19 protein-coding genes are annotated in these 19,728 nt (G+C 64.9%); 10 read left to right on the forward strand and 9 right to left on the reverse strand.

The window, feature by feature from the left end; translation table 11 throughout:
• Positions 1 to 5: 5 nt before the first annotated feature.
• The 4 genes from WH303_RS02985 to WH303_RS03000 are packed head-to-tail and all read right to left on the reverse strand — an operon-like array spanning position 6 to position 3,185.
• Complete coding sequence (locus tag WH303_RS02985; protein ID WP_021027881.1) at positions 6 to 782, reverse strand: LamB/YcsF family protein; 777 nt, start codon at positions 780 to 782, stop codon at positions 6 to 8.
• Between the two features lie 22 nt (positions 783 to 804).
• On the reverse strand, positions 805 to 1,473 hold the full coding sequence (gene pcp, locus WH303_RS02990) for a pyroglutamyl-peptidase I (protein WP_339516894.1): 669 nt from the start codon (positions 1,471 to 1,473) through the stop codon (positions 805 to 807).
• Between the two features lie 24 nt (positions 1,474 to 1,497).
• Positions 1,498 to 2,454: a DUF979 domain-containing protein gene (locus WH303_RS02995; RefSeq protein WP_339516896.1), complete on the reverse strand. Its 957-nt coding sequence runs from the start codon at positions 2,452 to 2,454 to the stop codon at positions 1,498 to 1,500.
• A complete protein-coding gene (locus tag WH303_RS03000; RefSeq protein ID WP_021027884.1) occupies positions 2,451 to 3,185 on the reverse strand; it encodes a DUF969 domain-containing protein in 735 nt (244 codons plus the stop codon). The genes WH303_RS02995 and WH303_RS03000 overlap by 4 nt, the downstream gene beginning before the upstream one ends.
• Before the next feature lie 315 nt (positions 3,186 to 3,500).
• Here WH303_RS03000 and WH303_RS03005 point away from each other — a divergent pair, with 315 nt between their 5' ends.
• Complete coding sequence (locus tag WH303_RS03005) at positions 3,501 to 4,175, forward strand: GntR family transcriptional regulator (protein ID WP_312987154.1); 675 nt, start codon at positions 3,501 to 3,503, stop codon at positions 4,173 to 4,175.
• Positions 4,176 to 4,217: 42 nt separating this feature from the next.
• On the opposite strand, the gene WH303_RS03010 is transcribed toward WH303_RS03005, so the two are convergent.
• Positions 4,218 to 5,282 carry a homocysteine S-methyltransferase family protein gene (locus WH303_RS03010; RefSeq protein ID WP_027011114.1) on the reverse strand — a complete coding sequence of 355 codons (1,065 nt, stop codon included), beginning with the start codon at positions 5,280 to 5,282 and terminating at the stop codon, positions 4,218 to 4,220.
• 354 nt (positions 5,283 to 5,636) lie between these two features.
• On the opposite strand from WH303_RS03010, the gene recQ reads away from it, so the two are divergent.
• The 8 genes from recQ to WH303_RS03050 all read left to right on the forward strand — a co-directional run bounded on the left by recQ (position 5,637) and on the right by WH303_RS03050 (position 14,913).
• Positions 5,637 to 7,568 (forward strand): DNA helicase RecQ, encoded by a 1,932-nt coding sequence (gene recQ / locus WH303_RS03015; protein WP_339516904.1) that lies wholly within the window; start codon positions 5,637 to 5,639, stop codon positions 7,566 to 7,568.
• A gap of 113 nt (positions 7,569 to 7,681) precedes the next feature.
• Complete coding sequence (locus tag WH303_RS03020; protein WP_339516906.1) at positions 7,682 to 8,530, forward strand: hypothetical protein; 849 nt, start codon at positions 7,682 to 7,684, stop codon at positions 8,528 to 8,530.
• A 140-nt stretch (positions 8,531 to 8,670) separates the two neighbouring features.
• Positions 8,671 to 9,300 (forward strand): ABC transporter ATP-binding protein, encoded by a 630-nt coding sequence (locus WH303_RS03025; RefSeq protein ID WP_339516908.1) that lies wholly within the window; start codon positions 8,671 to 8,673, stop codon positions 9,298 to 9,300.
• Entirely contained in the window at positions 9,297 to 10,100 is an 804-nt protein-coding gene (locus WH303_RS03030) for an ABC transporter permease (RefSeq protein ID WP_339516910.1), read from the forward strand. The genes WH303_RS03025 and WH303_RS03030 overlap by 4 nt, the downstream gene beginning before the upstream one ends.
• Positions 10,101 to 10,161: 61 nt before the next feature.
• Complete coding sequence (locus tag WH303_RS03035; RefSeq protein WP_339516912.1) at positions 10,162 to 11,892, forward strand: acyl-CoA dehydrogenase family protein; 1,731 nt, start codon at positions 10,162 to 10,164, stop codon at positions 11,890 to 11,892.
• A gap of 13 nt (positions 11,893 to 11,905) precedes the next feature.
• On the forward strand, positions 11,906 to 13,297 hold the full coding sequence (locus WH303_RS03040) for an L-serine ammonia-lyase (RefSeq protein WP_339516914.1): 1,392 nt from the start codon (positions 11,906 to 11,908) through the stop codon (positions 13,295 to 13,297).
• A gap of 83 nt (positions 13,298 to 13,380) precedes the next feature.
• On the forward strand, positions 13,381 to 14,337 hold the full coding sequence (locus WH303_RS03045) for a LysR family transcriptional regulator (protein ID WP_339516915.1): 957 nt from the start codon (positions 13,381 to 13,383) through the stop codon (positions 14,335 to 14,337).
• A gap of 147 nt (positions 14,338 to 14,484) precedes the next feature.
• Positions 14,485 to 14,913, forward strand: a complete 429-nt coding sequence (locus tag WH303_RS03050; protein WP_339516917.1) for a hotdog fold thioesterase — start codon at positions 14,485 to 14,487, stop codon at positions 14,911 to 14,913.
• An 8-nt stretch (positions 14,914 to 14,921) separates the two neighbouring features.
• On the opposite strand, the gene WH303_RS03055 is transcribed toward WH303_RS03050, so the two are convergent.
• Together WH303_RS03055 and WH303_RS03060 are read right to left on the reverse strand one after the other, a co-directional pair.
• On the reverse strand, positions 14,922 to 15,653 hold the full coding sequence (locus tag WH303_RS03055; protein ID WP_339516919.1) for an aspartate/glutamate racemase family protein: 732 nt from the start codon (positions 15,651 to 15,653) through the stop codon (positions 14,922 to 14,924).
• Between the two features lie 79 nt (positions 15,654 to 15,732).
• Positions 15,733 to 16,617: an amino acid ABC transporter substrate-binding protein gene (locus WH303_RS03060; protein WP_021027896.1), complete on the reverse strand. Its 885-nt coding sequence runs from the start codon at positions 16,615 to 16,617 to the stop codon at positions 15,733 to 15,735.
• Positions 16,618 to 16,841: 224 nt separating this feature from the next.
• On the opposite strand from WH303_RS03060, the gene WH303_RS03065 reads away from it, so the two are divergent.
• Positions 16,842 to 18,059, forward strand: coding sequence for a D-amino acid dehydrogenase (locus WH303_RS03065; RefSeq protein ID WP_339516922.1), 1,218 nt, complete (start codon positions 16,842 to 16,844; stop codon positions 18,057 to 18,059).
• 29 nt (positions 18,060 to 18,088) lie between these two features.
• Here WH303_RS03065 and WH303_RS03070 read toward each other — a convergent pair whose 3' ends face one another.
• Together WH303_RS03070 and WH303_RS03075 are read right to left on the reverse strand one after the other, a co-directional pair.
• Positions 18,089 to 18,988, reverse strand: a complete 900-nt coding sequence (locus tag WH303_RS03070) for a LysR family transcriptional regulator (RefSeq protein WP_021027898.1) — start codon at positions 18,986 to 18,988, stop codon at positions 18,089 to 18,091.
• Between the two features lie 17 nt (positions 18,989 to 19,005).
• A complete protein-coding gene (locus WH303_RS03075; RefSeq protein ID WP_339516925.1) occupies positions 19,006 to 19,617 on the reverse strand; it encodes a cob(I)yrinic acid a,c-diamide adenosyltransferase in 612 nt (203 codons plus the stop codon).
• Positions 19,618 to 19,728: the final 111 nt, after the last annotated feature.

Genomic DNA, 19,728 nt, shown 5'->3' on the forward strand with positions numbered 1-19,728 from the left:
GTCGCTCATGCGCCCGCCTTGTCCATGAAGGAGCGGATCTGCACGCCAGCGGCCTGCAGGTGCTCACGCACCGCCTGGGCCATCGCCACCGCGCCGGGGCTGTCGCCGTGCACGCAGATGGAATCGGCCTGCACCTCGACCACCGAGCCATCATTGGCCTGCACCGTGCCCTGCTGCACCAGCTGCAGCATGCGCTGGGCAACCATCTCCGGGTCGTGCAGCACGGCACCGGGCTCGCGGCGCGATACCAAGGTGCCTTGCGGGGTGTAGCCCCGGTCGGCAAAGGCCTCGGCGATCACCGTCAGACCTGCGTCACGCGCCCATTGCATCAGCGGCGAGCCTGCCAGCACCACCAGCGCCAGCTGGCCGCCCACGGCCTGCATGGCCTCGATCACGGCAGCGGCCTGGCGGCGGTCCTGGGCGATGGTGTTGTACAGCGCGCCATGGGGTTTGACATAGCGCACCGTCGTGCCTGCCGCAGCGGCCAGGCCTTGCAGCGCGCCAATCTGGTAGATCACATCGCTCACCAGGTCGGCATGAGCCACATCCATGTTGCGGCGGCCAAAACCGACCAGGTCGCGGTAGGCCACATGGGCACCAACCACGACATTGTTGGCCTTGGCTTTTTTCAAGGTATCGAGAATGCCAGCCGGATCGCCTGCATGAAAACCGCAGGCCACGTTGGCGCTGCTGACGATGGACAGCATGGACGCATCGTCGCCCATGGTCCATGCACCCAGGCTCTCGCCCAGATCGCTGTTCAAATCCATGGTGAGGGACATGGTGCTACCTTTCTTGTTTCTATCAATGGAGTTGGCCTGCGCTCAGCTGCAGATCCTGCTGCTCTGGATCATGCCGCAGCACGGCCGCAATCAGCGCTTCAATACCCTTGCACTGCGTCTCCACCGCCATGCTGGGGGCGCCCGGCAGCGCTGCGGCCATCTCGGGCAGGTAGGGCACATGCACAAAGCCGCCGCGCGTCTGTGCCCAGGCGGGCACGGTGTTCAGGCGGTGCATCAGGCCGTAGAAGACATGGTTGCAGACAAAGGTGCCTGCGGTGTTGCTCACCTCGGCGGGCACACCGGCTGCGCGCATCGCAGCCACCGCCTGCTTGATGGGCAGGCGCGCAAAATAGGCCGCAGGGCCATCGGCGGCCACCGCCACATCAATGGGTTGCTGGCCGGCGTTGTCGGCAATGCGGGCATCATCGACATTGATGGCCACGCGCTCGATCGACAAGGCCGTGCGGCCGCCAGCCAGGCCCAGCGCAATCACCAGGCTGGGCTGGTGCTGCTGCAAGGCGGCGTCCAGCGCCTCCAGCGCTTTGCCAAACACACAGGGCAGCTGCACGCCGACGATGCGCGCAGCGCCGATTGCCTTGCCATCGAGCCTGCGGGTCACTTCCCACGCGGGGTTGAGGGGGGCTTTGTCAAAGGGCTCAAAGCCCAGCACCAGTACGGTTGCGTCAGTCATGCAGAAGTCCTGTGGTTGCGGCGATCAGTGGTTCATCAAAAAGTACAGCAAAAACACATTGCAGACCAGGATGCCCAGTGCCGTGGGCACCTGCGCCTTGATCACCGCATTGCGGTCCGGCAGCTCCAAGAGCGCCGCCGGCACAATGTTGAAGTTCGCCGCCATCGGGGTCAGCAAGGTGCCGCAGTAGCCCGAGAGCATGCCAATGGCCGCCATGATGGCCGGGTCACCGTGGTACACATTGATCAGCACCGGCACGCCCACGCCGCCCGTCATCACCGGGAAGGCGGCAAAGCCATTGCCCATGATGACCGTGAACAGCGCCATGCCGACAACGTACACCACCACGGCCACAAAGCGCAGGTCCATGTTGATGTAGGTGGTGGTCACATGGGCCACGGCCTTGCCAACGCCGGCGTCCGAGAACACCAGACCGAGCATGCCCAGCATCTGCGGCAGCACCATGGCCCAGCCCATCGCATCGACCAGGCGGCGCGATTCGCGCAGCGATTGCACCGGCGATTCGCGGGTCATCTTGCAGGCCATGGCCGCACCGATGATGCAGCCCAGTGCCAGGCTTACCAGGGTGGCGTTCTTGGGGTCGATCAGGAAGTTGCCGCCGATCTTGAAGTCCTTGAGCAGCACGCTGCCGATCACGGTCACCACAGGGATGGCCAGCGCCGGCACAAACAGCTTGTTCTTCAGGCGCAGAGCGCTTTCCTTGTTCTCGGCATCGCTGCGCACTTGCGGCTTGCCGCCGCCCACGCCCTTGACCAGCACGATGAGCGCCAGCACGATCACGCCGGCACCGACCACTTCAGGCGGCATCTTGTCGCCCAGCAGGAACATGACCGCGTACAGGCCCCAGAACAGGCCGGTGGTCCAGCGCTTGGGGTTGCTGGCATCGAGCAGGTTGAAGACGGCCACGGCCGCCATGACCAGGCCGGCGAGCCAATAGACTTGGGTGATGCTGAAAATCATGCTGCACCTCCTTCACGGGTGGTCGATGCTGCGGCAGGCGCGTTGGCCATTTCCTTGGCGATGTACTGGTCCAGACGACGCAGGCGGTAGGCATGGATCAGGAACGCGCAGATCGCCGTAGGGATGCCCCAGACGGCCACATGGATCGGCTCGACATCGATGCCCGCTTCATGCAGGAAGGTGGTCATCAGCACAATCGCACCGAAGGCCACAAAAATGTCTTCACCAAAGAACAGGCCGACGTTGTCGGTGGCGGCGCTGAAAGCGCGCAGGCGGTAGCGCAGCGCTTCGGGCAGCTTGCCGTAGCGGGTTTCGGTCGCACCTTCAGCCATGGGGGCCAGCAGTGGGCGCACCATCTGGGGGTGGCCACCCAGGCTGGTCAGGCCGATGGCGGCGGTCAGCTGGCGCGCGCCCAGGTAGACGATCAGCAGGCGGCCGGTGGTGGCCGACTTGATGTGGCCGATCCAGTTTTGCGCATGTTGGCGCAGGCCATGGCGCTCCAGCAGGCCGATCACGGCCAGCGGCAACACCAGGATGAGCGGCAGGTTGCGGGTTTTGACAAAACCCGTGCCCAGCTCGGCCAGCACTTTTTGCAAGGGGAAACCCGCCAGCGCAGCGGTGACGAGCGCCGTCACGACCACCACCACAAAGGGATTGAAACGCAGGACGAATCCCACGATGATGACGGCTACCCCGAGGAGCGGCCAGAGGTTGACGATTGAGCTGTCCATGACAATACAAGGTTTGTTATAGGCACGGTTCCCAAGGACTGGGTACCGCATAGTTTTTGTTCAACAACCCATCAATTTCATCAATGCGAAATTTTAGTTTGTTGAACAATACAAAAGTTTAGCCAAACAAAACAAGCTTTCTTATCGGGAAAACCCGTACACATCTGCTTTCAAATAGCGATGTAGGCGAAATTCTCGTCTTTATGGCGAAGAAAATCGCCACAGTGACCGATTCAGGCGCTGGGGGCAATACGCTGGGCCGGGCCACAGGCCGCCGCTATCATGTGTGTCAATCTCTGACTACCTGCGATCGCCATGAATGTTGCACTGCCTACTCTCTCGCTCAATGACCGCGTGGCCGAGCAGATTCGCGACCGCATCGTGCGTGGTGAATTCCAGCCCGGATCACGCCTCTCGGAGGTGGCGCTGAGCGAAAGCCTGGAGATCTCGCGCAACACCTTGCGCGAGGTGTTCCGCCTGCTGACCAAGGAAGGGCTGCTGCGCCATCTGCCCAACCGGGGCGTGTTTGTCGCCATACCGTCGATGGCCTCGATCATGGACATCTACCGCGTGCGCCGCATGATCGAGTGCCAGGCGCTGCAGCAGGCCATCCCGCAGCACCCGGCGCGCAAGGAAATGCGCGAAGCCGTCGCCGCGCAAAAGCAGCTGCGCGAGGCTGGCCGCTGGGTGGAGGTGGGCACCGGCAATATGCGCTTTCACAAAGGGGTGGTGGCGCTGGCCGACAGCGAGCGGCTCAACACCATGTTCTCGCACCTGCTGGTGGAGCTGCGCCTGGCTTTTGGCATGCTGGGCGATGCCGAGTTCATGCATGCGCCCTACATCGACCTCAATGCCCACATCCTGGAGCGCTTCGAGGCCGGGGAAATGGAGCAGGCGGCCAAGCTGATGCATGACTACCTGACCCACTCCGAGCGTGTGCTGCTCAGCGTCTATGCCCGCCGCATGAGCGATGCGGGCATGGTGCTGTAAGCACAGCCGCTTTAAAAGCCGCCCCTGGGTGGGGCGCCCCGTTCAGGCCTCTGCAGGGTAGAACAGCTTGCGCGCCGTGGCGCTTTGCACCGCCTGGGCGATGGCGCCAATGTGGTCGGGCGTGGTGCCGCAGCAGCCGCCCACGATGTTGACCAGGCCTTCAGCGGCAAACTCGTGCACCAGGCGGCTGGTGATCTCCGGCGTCTCGTCAAAGCCGGTATCGCTCATCGGGTTGGGCAGGCCGGCATTGGGGTAGCAGCTGATGAAGGTGTCGGGCGCGGCCTTGGCCAGCTCCTGCACATAGGGGCGCATCAGGGTGGCGCCCAGCGCGCAGTTCAGCCCGATCGACAGCGGGTTGGCATGGCGCACGCTGTGCCAGAAGGCCGTCACCGTCTGGCCCGACAGAATGCGGCCCGAGGCATCGGTGACGGTGCCGCTGATCATGATCGGCAGCAGCTCGCCGGTCTGCTCAAAGGCCTCGTCCACCGCAAACAGCGCTGCCTTGGCGTTGAGCGTGTCAAAAATCGTCTCGACCAGGATCACATCGGCGCCGCCTTCGATCAAGGCCAAGGTCTGCGCCAGGTAGGCCTGGCGCAACGCCTCAAAGGTCACATTGCGCGCGCCCGGGTCGTTCACATCGGGGCTGATGGAGGCGGTCTTGGGCGTGGGGCCCAGCGCGCCGGCCACATAGCGCTTGTGGTCCGGGGTGCTGTACTTGTCGCAGGCCGCACGCGCCAGCTGGGCGCTCTTGAGGTTCATCTCATAGGCCAGGTCGGCCATGTGGTAGTCCTCCTGGGCAATCGTCGTCGCACCAAAGGTATTGGTCTCGATCAGATCGGCGCCAGCGGCCAGGTATTTCTCGTGGATGTCGCTGATCACATCGGGGCGGGTCAGCGACAGCAACTCGTTGTTGCCCTTGACGTCGTAGGCAAAGTCCTTGAAGCGCTCCCCCACGCTGCCCGGGCCGCTATAGCCTTCACCCCGGTACTGGGCCTCGCCCAGCTTGAAGCGTTGGATCATGGTGCCCATCGCGCCATCGAGAATGACGAGGCGCTTGGCCAGGGTGGCGGGCAGTTCTTGGGCTCGGGTATAGCGGGGCAGTGACATGGCGGCCATTGTAGGGCGGCCGCCCGCCAGGCGTGGCGCCCAGGCGTTATTTGCCATACCGGCGCTGGTTGTATGGCGCCCGGTTGCTGCGGGGCCTCTACAGCACATCTACAGCACATCTACAGCACATCTACAGCACATCTACAGCGCAATTGCAGGGCATCCGCGCCACAAAACCGCCCGTTACCGCCCCACAAACCCCGCCCTGCCGTTGCTGCGCCCCAAAACGCGCACAATAGCGCTTTGCGCCTGCGCCCGGGCTCCGTGTCTGGGCGACTGCTTCTGGCCCGTTGACGATACCCCGCTTGCGCGGCCCTCCCAGGGGGCTGGCACAGCTGCCTTCTCTAGCAATTTGTGACTTCCCTCGCCCACACCGTCTTGCAAGATGCCTTTGGCTATGCGCATTTTCGCGGCTCGCAGCAAGCCATTGTTGACCATGTGATTGGCGGCGACGATGCGCTGGTGCTGATGCCCACCGGCGGCGGCAAAAGCCTGTGCTACCAGATCCCGGCCATCGTGCGCCAGCAGCAGGGCCACGGCACCACCATCGTCATCTCGCCGCTGATCGCGCTGATGCACGACCAGGTCAGCGCCATGCACGAGATCGGTGTGGACGCGGCCTTCCTCAACTCCACGCTGGATTACGACCAGACCCGCGATGTGGAGCTGCAGCTGATGTCGGGCGGCATCACCTTGCTGTATGTGGCGCCCGAGCGGCTCAACACGCCGCGCTTTCTGGGCCTGCTCGATGAGCTGCATGCCATGGGCAAGCTGGCCCTGTTCGCGATTGACGAGGCCCACTGCGTCAGCCAGTGGGGGCACGACTTTCGGCCCGAGTACCGCGAGCTGACCGTACTGCACCAGCGCTATGCCGGCGTGCCGCGCATTGCGCTCACCGCCACGGCCGATGCGCTGACCCGCGCCGACATCGTCGAGCGCATGCAGCTCGAATCGGCGCGCGTCTTCATCAGCAGCTTTGACCGCGCCAACATCCGCTACACCATCGTCGAGAAAAAGGACGCCACCGCCCAGCTGCTGCGCTTTATCGAGCGCGAGCACGATGGCGACGCCGGCGTGGTCTATTGCCTCTCGCGCAAGAAGGTCGAAGAGGTCGCGCAATCGCTGTGCGATGCCGGCATCAACGCCCTGCCCTACCATGCCGGCCTGGGCGCCGAGCTGCGCCAAAAGAACCAAAGCCGCTTTCTGCGCGAAGAAGGCATTGTGATGGTCGCCACCATCGCGTTCGGCATGGGCATCAACAAGCCCGATGTGCGCTTTGTTGCCCATGTGGACATGCCCAAGAACATCGAGAGCTACTACCAGGAAACCGGCCGGGGCGGGCGCGACGGCCTGCCCGCCGATGCCTGGATGGCCTATGGCTACCGCGACGTGGTCAGCCAGCGCAGCATGATCGACGAAAGCCCGGCGGGCGACGCCTTCAAGCAGGTGATGCGCGGCAAGCTCGATGCGCTGCTGGGCCTGGCCGAAGCCACCGACTGCCGGCGCGTGCGCCTGCTGGCCTATTTTGACGAGGTCTACGGCCAGGGCGGCGACTACGACTCGGCCCACCCCGAGGCCTCCGCCGCATCCGCCGAGAAGGCGCCGCGTTATCGCTGCGGCAACTGCGACAACTGCCTGAGCCCGCCCAAGACCTGGGACGGCACCGATGCCGCGCGCAAGCTGCTGTCCACCATCTACCGCGCCCATTCGGCCAGCCAGATCACCTTTGGCGCCAGCCATATCCTCGACATCGTGCGCGGCAAGGAAACCGACAAGGTGCGCCAGTTCGGCCACCAGCAGCTGAGCACCTTTGGCCTGTGCCAGGACTACACCGAGCCCCAGCTGCGCGGTGTGCTGCGCCAGCTGCTGGCCATTGGCGCCCTGGCCACCCACAAGGTGCAGACCGAGGCTGGCTACAGCTTCGAGACCCTCACCCTGTGCGACGGCTCACGCGCCGTGCTGCGCGGCGAGCAAACCGTGGAGCTGCGCGAAAGCACCGCCGAGCGCAGCCCCAGCAAACGCCAGCGCAGCACCAAACCCGCCGTCGCCGCGCAAAACCTGGGCCCCGACGAGCAGGTCCGCTTCATCAACCTCAAGGCCTGGCGCACCGAAGTGGCCAAGGAGCACAACGTGCCCGCCTACGTGGTCTTCGCCGACGCGACCTTGGCGGCCATCGCCCAGCGCAATCCGCAGAGCCTGGATGAGCTGCAGGGGGTTAGCGGGATTGGGGTGAAGAAGCTGGAGGCTTATGGGGAGGCGGTGTTGCGGGTGTGTAGCAGCCTCTAATCTCAAACATTGTTGTTGCAATGCAAACAAAGTAAAACCCAAGCTTCCATTTTGTAAAGCCATGCTCTAATGCCGTTTTAATTGTTGAAAACTATTAACCAACGGACGGACATATGCTGAAAAAATGGATTGCGATCGGCGCCCTGCTGGGCTCCAGCCTGGCCCAGGCCTATATGCCCCAATCGGGCACCTGGGTGGTTACCAGCGAACTCAATGGCAAGCCCGGTCGCGGCCTGGCCATCGATGTGCAGAACCAGACCCTGGTCATGCAAATGTATGCCTACGACGCCAGCGGCAATGCCACGTTCTACCTGACCTCCGGCGCCTACAAGAACAACCAGTATTCCGGCACCTTGAACAAATACCGGGGCGGCCGCTACCTGGGCAGCAACGAACGCATCGGCCAGGACAATGGCAACGATGGCGTCGTGTCGATGCGTTTCGAGTCTGGAACCAAGGGCTACATCAAGTTCCCGGGCGAAGCAGAAAAGGAAATCTCGCGCTTTAGCTTCGGCTATGACAACAGCCCGCAGAGCCTGTTTGGCATGTGGCTGTTCACGCCGTTGGGAACCAGCAATCCCCGCTCGGATGTCGTCTATCTGGAAAAGCAGGCTGCAGGAAGCGGCTACGGCACCGGCTTTGTCACGACCGCCGACAACCGTTTCGCTTGCGAAAATGTGACCAGTGGCCCGAATGCAGGCTTGGTGGTGTGCATCAAGTTCAACATCGCCGATCGCGTCGAACAGGTCTATTACTTTGATTACAAGGTCAATGACGGCGAGGGCTATACCGGAACCTCGGCAGCCACCGCAACCAACCTGCTGATTGTGCGCCGCCTGACCACCAGCAATGATGACGGTACCGGGATCACGTTCAAGAACGCAGAAAGCACGGCACCCGCAGATCTCGATGCACTGCGCCAGGCTTTTGAAGCTGTCGTGGCTGAGCCTATCGAGCAATAATTCCCAACAGCACTTCTCATCTTAAGAAGCCAGCAGCCACCCAGGCAGGGTGCTGCTGGCTTTTTTGCTGGCGAGCAAATCGCTCATCCATCGCATCGCGATGACTCGCGACTACCAGCCCAGCGCTACACTCAGCCCCCATGCCCCCCACCGCCCCTGCCCGCCTGTCCATCCGCGCCCTGGAAAGCCCCATCAGCGGGCCCTGCTCGCTGGAGCTGGCAGCCGGCGAATGCGTGGCGGTGATGGGGGCATCGGGGGCGGGTAAATCGGTGCTGCTGCGGCTGATTGCCGACCTCGACCCGGGCAGTGGCGAGGTGCTGCTCAACGGCCAGCCGCGCAGCGCCTTCAGCGGCCCGGCCTGGCGCCAGCAGGTGATGTACCTGGCAGCAGAGCCCGCCTGGTGGGGGCCAACGGTGATGGAGCATTTCCCGCCGGGCTCGCAGGCGGCGCTGCTGGAGATGGCCAGTGCGCTGGGGTTGCGCCAGGGCTTTGTCGATATTCCGCTGACCCAGCTGTCGACCGGTGAGCGCCAGCGCCTGGCCTTGCTGCGCGGGCTGTTGCGCAGGCCCCAGGTGCTGCTGCTCGATGAGCCCACGGCGGCGCTCGATGAAACATCGGTGGCTGCGGTAGAGCAACTGCTGCAGCGCTGCCAGCAGCAGGGCCTGAGCCTGCTGTGGGTGACCCATTCGCAGGCGCAGGCCGCGCGCGTGGGCCAGCGCTGCATGCAATTGCTAGACCACCAGCTGCGGCCGATGGAGGCCGCGCAATGAACACGGCGATCCATCTGCAACCCAGCGATTTGCTGGTGGGCGCAGCACTGGTGCTGGCCGCCGCTGCCGCATCCTGGGCCATGCGCCTGCAGCTGCAGCGCCAGGTGCTGTGGGCATCGCTGCGCATGGCCGTGCAGCTGCTGCTGGTGGGCTATGTGCTGCGGCTGGTGTTCCAGCAGGCGCACCCGGGCACCACCCTGGTCGTCGTGCTGGTGATGATTGCCGCTGCCGCGCGCGAGGTGGCGGTGCGGCCGCACCAGCGGCTGGCCGGCGGGGGCAACTACCGCATTGCCGGGCTGGTGGTGGCGCTGGCCAGCCTGTCGACCGTGGTGCTGGCGCTGATGACCGCCGTGCGGCCCGATCCCTGGTTTGATGCGCGCTATGCAATACCGCTGATGGGGATTGTGCTGGGCAGCGTACTCAATGCCGCCAGCCTGGGGCTGGACAGCTTTTTTGATGGTGTGCGCACGGGCCGCGCTGCGATCGAGGCCCAGCTGGCATTGGGTGTGTCCTTCCGCCGCGCCCTGGCACCGCACACCCGCGCCGCTATCCGCCGGGGGCTGATCCCCATCATCAACCAGATGTCGGCTGCGGGATTGATCACCTTGCCGGGCATCATGACCGGCCAGATCCTGGGCGGCATGGACCCGCTGGAAGCGGCCAAGTACCAGATCCTGTTGTTGCTGCTGCTGACCTTTGCCGGCGCGCTGGCCGCAGGCGGCAGCGTGCTGCTGGCCGCCCGTGCGCTGGGCGATGAGCGCCAGCGCCTGCGGCTGGACCGGCTGAACACCACGCCCTGATCGGCTTTGCCATGGGCTGGCTCCATTCATAGAATGGGCAAGCACATCTGGGAGAGCAGCCATGGCAGAGCGCGACAAGGACAACCTGGTGGATGAGCTGGTCGACTACGACCCGCTGGGCAGCGATCCGGCGTTGCAGGCCGCCCTGGCACGCGCGCAGGCCCAGGCCTGGCTGCCGGGCCTGCAGCAACACGCCCGCACCGTGGGCAGCAGCGCCTTTGCGCAATGGGCCGACCAGGCCAACCGCCACCCGCCGCAGTTGCAGCCCTGGGATGCACGGGGCCGGCGCATCGGCCAGGTGGAATTTCACCCCGCATGGCACCAGGTGCTGGCGCACTACCGCGCGCAGCAACTGATCGATATGCCATTTGCCGGCACACCCGATGCCGATTCACCTGCAGCCGCCCCACGCGGCCGCTGGAGCGCCTGGGCCGCCGGCTTTTACCTGCATGGCCAGGCAGAAGCGGGCAGCCTCTGCCCCGCAACGATGACGACGGCGGCGATCCCGGTACTGCGCAAGGAACCGGCACTGTGGGCGCAGATAGAACGCGGCATCACGAGCGCCAGCCATGACGCGCGCGATGCGCCGCTGGCAGACAAGACGGCCCTGTGGGTGGGCATGGGCATGACCGAAAAACAAGGCGGCTCGGACGTGCGCAGCAACACCACCGTGGCCTACCCGCTGGATGCCACAGGTGGCGGGCGCGGCGCGGCCTACCGGCTGCAAGGCCATAAATGGTTTTATTCGGTGCCCATGGCCGATGCGCACCTGGTGGTGGCGCGCATGGCCAGCAGCGCCGCCGACGCCCAGGCACTGCAGGCACCGCTGGCCTGCTTTTGGGTGCCGCGCTGGCAGCCCGATGGCACACGCAACCATGTGCTGGTGCAGCGCCTCAAGGACAAGGTCGGCAACCGCAGCAATGCCAGCAGCGAGGTGCTGTTTGACGACGCCTATGGCGTGCTCGTGGGCGAGGAAGGCCGGGGCATTGCCACCATCATGGAGATGGCCACGGTCACGCGGCTGTGCTGCGTGCTGGGCAGCAGCGCGCTGCTGCGCCAGTCCACTGTGCAGGCGCTGTGGTCGGCCCGGCACCGCCAGGCCTTTGGTGCGGCTTTGGTGGAGCAACCGCTGATGCAGTCGGTGCTGGCCGACCTGGCGCTGGAGAGCGAGGCAGCGCTGCTCTTGGCCATGCAGCTGGCGCAGGCCTTTGAGGGCAGCAGCGCCCCGGGCCAGACGACCGCACAGGCCTGGCAGCGCGCCATGACGCCAGCGGCCAAGTTCTGGGTCTGCAAACGCACCATTGCCTGCAGCGCCGAGGCCATGGAAGTGATGGGCGGCAATGGCTATATCGACAGCTCGGCGCTGGCGCGCATCTACCGCGAAGCGCCGGTCAATTCGATCTGGGAGGGCTCGGGCAATGTGATGTGCCTCGATGTGCTCAAGGCCCTGCAGCGCGAGCCTGACATGCGCGACGCGCTGTGGCTGGACTTGCAGCGCATGGCAGCCGATGACGCCCCCATCCAACAAGCGCTGGCGCGCCTGCAAGGCCAGTGGCAGGCGATGGCGCAAGACGCCTGGGCGCAGCAGGCGCAGGCGCGCCAATGGGTGCAGCAGCTGGTGCTGGTGGCGCAGGCGGGCCTGATGCGGCAGCACGCAGCGCCCGCCCATGCCGATGCCTTTGTCGCCAGCCGCCTGGGGCCGCATGCCTGTTTGGGCGTGCTCGGTGCTTCTCCGCTTGCCAGGGCGCAAATCAGCGCTATCCTCAGCGCCAGTCTGCAGTTGCAAAAATGATCGGAAAGTAGCCATGGCAGTCAGCGTGTTTGATTTGTTCAAGATCGGTATCGGGCCCAGCAGCTCACACACGGTCGGCCCGATGCGCGCCGCGCATGCCTTTGTGCAGCGCCTGCAACGCCAAGGCCAGCTTTCGCAGGTGGCCCGCCTGCGCTGCCAGCTGTTCGGCTCCCTGGGCGCCACCGGCATCGGCCACGCCAGTGACCGTGCGGTGATCCTGGGCCTGGCCGGCCATGCGCCCGATACGGTGGATGTGAATGCCATCGATGCGCTGATTGCCGAAGTCCACAGCACCGGGCAGCTGCTGCTCAATGGCGAGCAGCGCATCGTGTTTGACCCGGCCACCGACCTGCTCTTGATTGGCGAGGTCAGCCTGCCCTTCCACCCCAATGGCATGCGCTTGGAGGCCTGGGATGCGCAGCATGGGCTGGTCGACGCGCAGGCCTACTACTCGGTGGGCGGGGGCTTTATCGTCAGCGAAGAGGCCGCCTACGATGCCGAGCGCCAGCAGGCGATTGCGCCCGACACCGAGGTACTGCCCCTGCCCTTTCACAGCGCCGCGCAGCTGCTGCAGCTGGCGCAGGACCAGCAGCAGCCGATTGCGCAGATCATGCGCACCAATGAACGCCACTGGCGCGCCGATGCCGACATCGACAGCGGCCTGCTCAAGATCTGGCAGGCCATGCAGGACTGCGTGCAACGCGGCTGCCGCACCGAAGGGCGGCTGCCCGGGGGGCTCAACGTCAAACGCCGTGCGGCCGGCTTTTACCAAGGCCTGACCCAGCATGCCCACGGTGCCAGCACCGATCCGCTGGAGGTGATGGACTGGGTGAACCTGTTTGCACTGGCCGTGAACGAGGAAAACGCCGCCGGCGGCCGGGTGGTGACCGCGCCCACCAATGGCGCCGCAGGCATTGTGCCGGCCGTGCTGCACTACTACTGGCGCTTTGTGCCCGGCGCCAGCGAGGCCGGCGTGGTGGACTTTTTGCTGACCGCAGGCGCGATCGGCATGCTGTACAAGGAAAACGCCTCGATATCGGGCGCCGAAGTGGGCTGCCAGGGCGAGGTGGGCGTGGCCTGCTCGATGGCGGCAGCGGGCCTGTGCGCGGTGATGGGCGGCAGCCCAGCGCAGGTGGAGAATGCCGCCGAGATCGGCATGGAGCACCACCTGGGCCTCACCTGCGACCCGGTTGCCGGCCTGGTGCAGGTGCCCTGCATCGAGCGCAATGCGCTGGCCGCCGTCAAGGCCATCAATGCCGCCCGCATGGCCTTGCGCGGCGATGGCTCGGATGTCGTGAGCCTGGACAACGTGATCGCCACGATGCGTGCCACCGGCGCCGACATGATGAGCAAGTACAAGGAGACCTCGCTGGGCGGGCTGGCCGTGCACATCGTCGAGTGCTGATCTCAAGCGACGGGCACCAACCTGGGTGACAAGCCGGGCCTTGCGCACGGGGGGTGGCCGACCCCAGCGCCTACAATCGCGCCATGGCTATGCATTTTGACTTGGTAGATCTGCGCCTCATGGTGCATGTGGCAGACGCGAACAGCATGACGCGGGGGGCCGAGCTGTCGTTCATCTCGCTGCCGGCGGCCAGCACCCGCATCAAGAACCTGGAAGAGAGCATGGGCGTCAAGCTCCTGTACCGCACCAGCCAGGGCGTGACCCTGACCCTGCCGGGCCAGGCCTTTGTGCAGCATGCGCGCACCGTGCTGGGCCAGATCGAGCACTTGCGCGGCGACATGCAGGAGTACGCGCGCGGCATCAAGGGCCATGTGCGCGTGTTTGCCAACACCACGGCGCTGGGCGAGTTCCTGCCCCCGGTGCTGCGCGCCTACCTGCGCAAGCACCCCGATGTGGACATCGACCTGCGCGAGCGCCTGTCCAACGACATCATCCGCGCCGTGGGCGAAGGCCAGACCGATATCGGCATCGTCGCCGGCCAAGTGCGCACCGAGAGCCTGGTCGCGATGCCCTACCGGCGCGACCGCCTGGTGCTCGTCGTCTATGCCGACCATGCCCTCGCCCGCCGCAAGGCGGTGGCCTTTGGCGACACCCTGGAGTACGACTACATCGGCCTGCATGAATCGAGCGCCATCCACGCGTTCTTGCGCCAGCACAGCGACCTGCTGCACCGCCCGATCAAGCAACGCATCCAGGTGGGCAATTTCGAAGCGGCCTGCCGCATGATCGAAGCGGGCGTGGGCATCGGCATCCTGCCCGAATCGGCTGCCCGCCGCCATGCGCGCAGCATGGACATCCGCATCATCAGCATCTCGGACGAATGGTCCAACCGCGAGATGCAGATCGTCGTGCGCAACCTCGAATCGCTCCCCTCCTTTGCGCGCGAGCTGGTGGAGCTGCTGGTCGAAGATGGTGCCAGCGGCGACGAAGGCCTGGGCGATACGGACAGCGACAACGAACAGGTGCCCACCAGCAACTAAAAGGGCGCAAGGGGCCCGCACTGCGTCAAAAGCTGCCACAAAGCTCACGCCAGTGCGCGGCTTCGCCTGGCGCGTCATGCAGGCGGTAGGCAGCGGGCCTGCGCAGCGCTATGCTGTGGCATCCCTTTTGTTGAGCCTGGACACCCCATGACTGCTATCTGGAAAAAGCCCATTTCGCTGGATGCGCTGCGCGACAAGGCGCGCAATACGGCGATTGAACACCTGGGCATCGAATACCTGGAAATCGGCGACGACTACCTGGTCGGCCGCGTGCCGGTGGACCACCGCACGCACCAGCCCTTTGGACTGCTGCATGGCGGCGTCAGTGTGGTGCTGGCGGAGACGCTGGGATCGGTTGGCGCGCTGTTCTCGTCGCCCGAAGGCTGGCGCTGCGTGGGGCTGGACATCAATGCCAACCATATCCGCGGTGTGCAAAGCGGCTGGGTCACCGGCACCGCCAAGCCGGTGCATATCGGCCGCATGACCCAGGTCTGGCAGATCGACATGGTCAACGATGAGGGCAAGCTGACCTGCGTTTCGCGCATCACGATGGCGATGCTCGAAGACGCCGCTTAAGGCCTTCTTCAGTTGCGGTAGGCCACGCGCGCCAAGGCCCGCGCCAGCTCCCAGGCCGGGTCGACCAGCGGCAGGCCTTGCACGCTGGCCGCGCCTGGCAGCGCCAGCGGTATTTCGGTGCAGCCCATGATGAGCGGCACATCGCCATGGCGGGCGCGCATGGCCTGGGCCACGGCGGCAAAATCGGCGCGCGCCTGGTCCATGCGGTCGGCCTTCACACCCTGGTAGATGCCGCGCATCAGCAGTTCGCGCTCAGCCTCTTGCGGCAGGTGTACGGTGATGCCGCAGGCGGCCAGCGCCTGGTCGTACAGGCCGATGCGGTAGGTGCCTTGTGTGGCCAGCAGCATGCAGGCCTGCTGGCCTTGCTGTTGCAGGCCCTCGGCCACTACGCGCGCAATGTGCAAGAGCTGCAGCTGCGGGTAGGCCTGCTGCAGGCGCCCATGCCAGGCATGGGCAGTATTGCAGGCCACGGCCACCGCCTGGGCGCCCACCGCCTGGAGCTTGTCCAGGCCCTGGCACATCATCGCGAAGGGGTCTTCTGCAGACTCGGGCGCCAGCAGCGCGGCGCTGCGGTCCGGTACCGGCAACTGGGCCAGCCAATGCGTGGGGTAACCCTGGTCGGTAACAGCGGCGCCGCTGGCCCGCAAATGGTCTGCGCAGGCCTGTACAAACAGGCGCACAAAATCAGCGCCCGCTGCCGGGCCCATGCCGCCCAGAATGCCTACGGTGGAAAGCGTCATGCCGAACTCCAGAGAAAATGAAAAATGGCCCGTTGCCGGGCCATTGCAGTGCGTGCCGTGCACGACACGGGATTGTCCATCAGATCGCAGGCTTGTCGCTTTGCGCCGTCAGATTGTCCTTGAGTTCCTTGTTCATCGGCAGACCCAGCGCCTGGTTCTTCGGTGGGATGGGTTGCATGAACCACTTGTCGTACAGCTTGGTGAACTCACCGGACTTCATCATGCCGCCGATGACGCCATCGACGATCTTCTTGAAGGCAGGATCGTCCTTGGGCAGCATGCAGGCATAGGGCTCGACTTGCAGCGCATCGGCCACCACTTCGTAGGCAGCAGGGTCCTTGGAGTTGGCCTTCAAGCCGTACAGCAGGATGTCATCCATCGCAAAGCCGGCAGCGCGGTCGTTTTCCATCAGCAAGAAGCCGTCGGAATGGTCCTTGGCCAAGGTGATGTTGATGTCCAGCTTCTGGTCGGCGCTGTACTTGCGCACCACAGGCAGGTTGGTGGTGCCGGTGGTGATCGCCAGCGTCTTGCCCTTCAGGTCGGCCCAGCTGTTGATGCCCGAGCTCTTCTTCACCGCCACGCGGGTGCCGGTGTAGAAGTAGTTGATCGCGAAATCCACGTCCTTGTTGCGGGCGCTGTTGTTGGTGGTGGAGCCGCATTCGAGCACGATGGTGCCGTTCTGGATCAGCGGAATGCGGTTGGCCGAGGTGACCGACTGCCATTTCACTTTCAGGTCGGGCTTGCCGATTTCCTTGCGCACGGCATCGGCCACGGCGTTGGAGATGTCCACCGAGAAGCCAATGGCGTTCTGGCCACCGGAGAGGTAGCTGAACGGCACCGAGGATTCGCGGTAGGCGAACGTGATTTCGCCCGAATCCTTGGCCTTGGCCAGCACATCGGCAAAGGCCGAGGGCAGGCAGGCAACGGCAGCGGCAGCACAGACCAGCGACTTAACAAACTTCATGGTGAACCTCCTTGAATCAATCAATGCAAACAGTGTAGAAACCAGCGCTTTGTTCCAACAATGCCTTTTTGGGACAGGCCCATAACGCTTGGTTATGGTGCATGGCATACCGCAAAGGTGAAGAACCGCTGTACCTATAAGCAAACGGCATGCCTGTTGCCCATTTTGCTATGCGACAGCCTGAATTCAAGCGCCTATATTTAAGGGTTTTCAGGGGGTGTTCCATGCAGGTATGCATTCTGGGTGCGGGAATTGTGGGTTTGGCGGCCGCCTATGAGCTGCACCAAGCTGGGCACCAGGTTACGGTGGTTGACAAAGCCTCACATGCGGGCAGTGGCACCAGCATGGGCAATGGTGCGCAGCTGAGCTACAGCTATGTGCAACCCTTGGCCGACCCTGCCATCTGGAAGCAGCTGCCCAAGCTGCTGTTCAGCAGCGACTCGCCGCTCAAGTTCCGCCTGCAGGCCGATCCCCAGCAGTGGAAATGGGGCCTGGCTTTTCTGGGTGCCTGCAATGCCGACCGGTCTGCGGCCAGCACCCGCACATTGCTGCAGTTGGCGGCCGTCAGCCGCCAGCGTTTTGAGGCCATGCAGACCGAGGTGGGCGGCGACTGGGACTACAGCAGCACCGGCAAGCTGGTGCTCTACCCCAGCGATGCCGCCGTGCAGTCGGCGCGCCACCAGCTCGAGGTGCAAAGCCAGCTGGGCAGCGCGCCCCAGCGCATCGTCAGCGCCGATGAAGCTGTGGCGCTGGAGCCCGCGCTGGCCGCCTACCGCAGCCAGTTTGCCGGCGCCGTGCACACGCCCAGCGAGTGCGCCGCCGATTGCTACCAGGTCTGCCGCCAGCTCGAAGACTGGCTGCGCCAAAAAGGGGTGAAGTTCATCATGGACACCTCCATCCAGCGCCTGCGCCGTGAGGGCGACCAGATCGTCGCGCTGGAGACGGCGCAGGGCGACATCGTGGCCGACCACTTCATCGTGGCGCTGGGCGTGGACAGCGTGGCGCTGTGCAAGCCGCTGGGCGTGGATCTGCCGGTCTACCCGCTCAAGGGCTACAGCATCACCCTGGATGTGGCAGCAGCCGGCCACAAGGCACCGACGGTGAGCATCACCGACAGCGCACGCAAGGTGGTGTTTGCGCGCATTGGCGAGCGCCTGCGCGTGGCCGGCATGGTGGAGCTGGTGGGCCACGACCTGCGCATTCCGCAGGACAAGATCCAAAGCCTCTGCGCCTCCACCGAAGCGGTGTTTCCCGGCTGCAGCGATTTTGTGCAGGTCCAGCCCTGGGCCGGCCTGCGCCCTGCCACGCCGACTGCCGTGCCGATTGCGCAATCGGCAGGCGCGGGCAATCTGTGGATCAACACCGGCCACGGCGCGCTGGGTTTTACCTTGGCGTTTGGCACGGCGGCACAGCTGGCTTACGAGATCGGCCAGGCTGCCTGAACCGCACAATCGCGCAATGGCGCTGCGGCCTACAGCTGCGCCGCCAGCACCTTCTGCATCTCGCGCGTGATCGCCTTGACCAGCAGTGATTGCGGCTGCGAGACCGCGCGGATCGCATTGACCGGCACCTGCAGGCCGGGCACCAGCGGCAGCACATCGACCTTGCTCGCATCGGCCGACAAGGCGGTGCAGCCATCGACCATGGCCACACCCAGGCCGTGGTGGGCCATGGCCAGCGCCGTGTGGTAGGTCTGCACGGTCACATAGTGGTTCAGGCCCGCGCTCGATTCCCGCGCCAGCTGGCTCAGCAGCATGCCAATCGGGTCCTGCGCATCGAGGCTGATGGTGGGCACACCGGTCAGGTCATCGAGCGAGAGGCTGCCCGCGCGCAGCTTGAAGGGCGGCAGCATGCCCTTGGGCACCACGCAGACCATGGGCACGCGGGCGAGGTTCTCCTGCTGCAGGCTGGCCTGCTGCACATTGCTCAGCACAAAGCCGACATCGGCCTCCTGCATCATCAGCGCCGAGACGATCTGCGGCGAATGCAGCGACTGCAGGCTGACGCTGACATGCGGGTGCTTTTGCTTGAACTGCGCCAGCGCCCGGGGCAGCACCTCGTGGCCCAGCGCCAGCACGCTGGCAATGCGCAGCGAATCGCTGTCGCGGCCCTGGCGCAGGCTGTCAGCGAGGCGCTGCACCTCTTCGAGCTGGGCAAACAGCTTTTCCATATGCGGCAGCAAGGCCAGTGCTTCGCTGGTCGGCGCCAGCCGCCCCTTGCTGCGCTGGAACAGCGCAAAGCCCAGCTGCAGCTCCGCATGCTGCAAGGTGCGGCTGACGGCCGGCTGCGAGATGTTGATGAGGCGCGCCGCAGCGCTGACGCTGCCGGTGTGCATCACCGCGTTGAAGACTTCGATATGGCGCAGGCGCATGGGCGGGGCCTCGGGGGTCAGCGGCCCGCGCCGATGTTGTTGTCGCCGTGGCTGCCGTGGCCATCATCGGCCTGCATGCGCGCCAGCCGTGCGCTCTTCCAGTACACATCGTCACCGCCATCAACGCGGTTGAGCACGCGGGCCAGCACGAACAGCAGATCGGACAGGCGGTTGAGGTACTGGCGCGGCGCGGGGCGCATGGCCTCGCCCTGCTCCAGCGCCACCACCATGCGCTCGGCGCGGCGCGCCACGGTGCGGCAGACATGGGCCTGCGCCGCCGCACGCGTGCCGGCGGGCAGGATGAATTCGGCCAGGCGCGGCAGCTGCGCGTTGTAGTGCGCCAGTGCAGTGTCGAGCTGCAGCAATGCATCGTCCTTGAGCAGCTCGTAGCCGGGCATGGACAGCTCGCCGCCCAGGTTGAACAGCTGGTGCTGGATATCGATCAGCAGCTCGCGCACATCGGCGGGCAGCGGCTCGCACAGCAGCAGGCCGATGTGGGAGTTGAGCTCGTCGACATCGCCCATCGCCTGGGGCCGGCCGCTGGCCTTGGAAACGCGGCTGTTGTCGCCAAGACCGGTGCTGCCATCGTCACCGGTTCTGGTCGCAATTTGGGAGAGACGGTTGCCCATGGGTAATCCTTGTAAAGCAGCGGTGAACCAGCGCCTATTTTCTGTTACCGGCACAGGAAATATGTAGCCGAGGCAACACTAAGCAAAAATGATAGCAAAACCGGCCGATTC

Source organism: Comamonas sp. MYb69, from assembly GCF_037479315.1.
Lineage (GTDB): Bacteria > Pseudomonadota > Gammaproteobacteria > Burkholderiales > Burkholderiaceae_C > Comamonas.

Coding starts and splice junctions, on each gene's coding strand:
- WH303_RS02985 (WP_021027881.1), bottom strand. CDS start 782: ATGTCCCTCACCATGGATTTGAACAGCGATCTGGGCGAGAGCCTGGGT.
- pcp (WP_339516894.1), bottom strand. CDS start 1,473: ATGACTGACGCAACCGTACTGGTGCTGGGCTTTGAGCCCTTTGACAAA.
- WH303_RS02995 (WP_339516896.1), bottom strand. CDS start 2,454: ATGATTTTCAGCATCACCCAAGTCTATTGGCTCGCCGGCCTGGTCATG.
- WH303_RS03000 (WP_021027884.1), bottom strand. CDS start 3,185: ATGGACAGCTCAATCGTCAACCTCTGGCCGCTCCTCGGGGTAGCCGTC.
- WH303_RS03005 (WP_312987154.1), top strand. CDS start 3,501: ATGAATGTTGCACTGCCTACTCTCTCGCTCAATGACCGCGTGGCCGAG.
- WH303_RS03010 (WP_027011114.1), bottom strand. CDS start 5,282: ATGTCACTGCCCCGCTATACCCGAGCCCAAGAACTGCCCGCCACCCTG.
- WH303_RS03020 (WP_339516906.1), top strand. CDS start 7,682: ATGCTGAAAAAATGGATTGCGATCGGCGCCCTGCTGGGCTCCAGCCTG.
- WH303_RS03025 (WP_339516908.1), top strand. CDS start 8,671: ATGCCCCCCACCGCCCCTGCCCGCCTGTCCATCCGCGCCCTGGAAAGC.
- WH303_RS03030 (WP_339516910.1), top strand. CDS start 9,297: ATGAACACGGCGATCCATCTGCAACCCAGCGATTTGCTGGTGGGCGCA.
- WH303_RS03035 (WP_339516912.1), top strand. CDS start 10,162: ATGGCAGAGCGCGACAAGGACAACCTGGTGGATGAGCTGGTCGACTAC.
- WH303_RS03040 (WP_339516914.1), top strand. CDS start 11,906: ATGGCAGTCAGCGTGTTTGATTTGTTCAAGATCGGTATCGGGCCCAGC.
- WH303_RS03045 (WP_339516915.1), top strand. CDS start 13,381: ATGGCTATGCATTTTGACTTGGTAGATCTGCGCCTCATGGTGCATGTG.
- WH303_RS03050 (WP_339516917.1), top strand. CDS start 14,485: ATGACTGCTATCTGGAAAAAGCCCATTTCGCTGGATGCGCTGCGCGAC.
- WH303_RS03055 (WP_339516919.1), bottom strand. CDS start 15,653: ATGACGCTTTCCACCGTAGGCATTCTGGGCGGCATGGGCCCGGCAGCG.
- WH303_RS03060 (WP_021027896.1), bottom strand. CDS start 16,617: ATGAAGTTTGTTAAGTCGCTGGTCTGTGCTGCCGCTGCCGTTGCCTGC.
- WH303_RS03065 (WP_339516922.1), top strand. CDS start 16,842: ATGCAGGTATGCATTCTGGGTGCGGGAATTGTGGGTTTGGCGGCCGCC.
- WH303_RS03070 (WP_021027898.1), bottom strand. CDS start 18,988: ATGCGCCTGCGCCATATCGAAGTCTTCAACGCGGTGATGCACACCGGC.
- WH303_RS03075 (WP_339516925.1), bottom strand. CDS start 19,617: ATGGGCAACCGTCTCTCCCAAATTGCGACCAGAACCGGTGACGATGGC.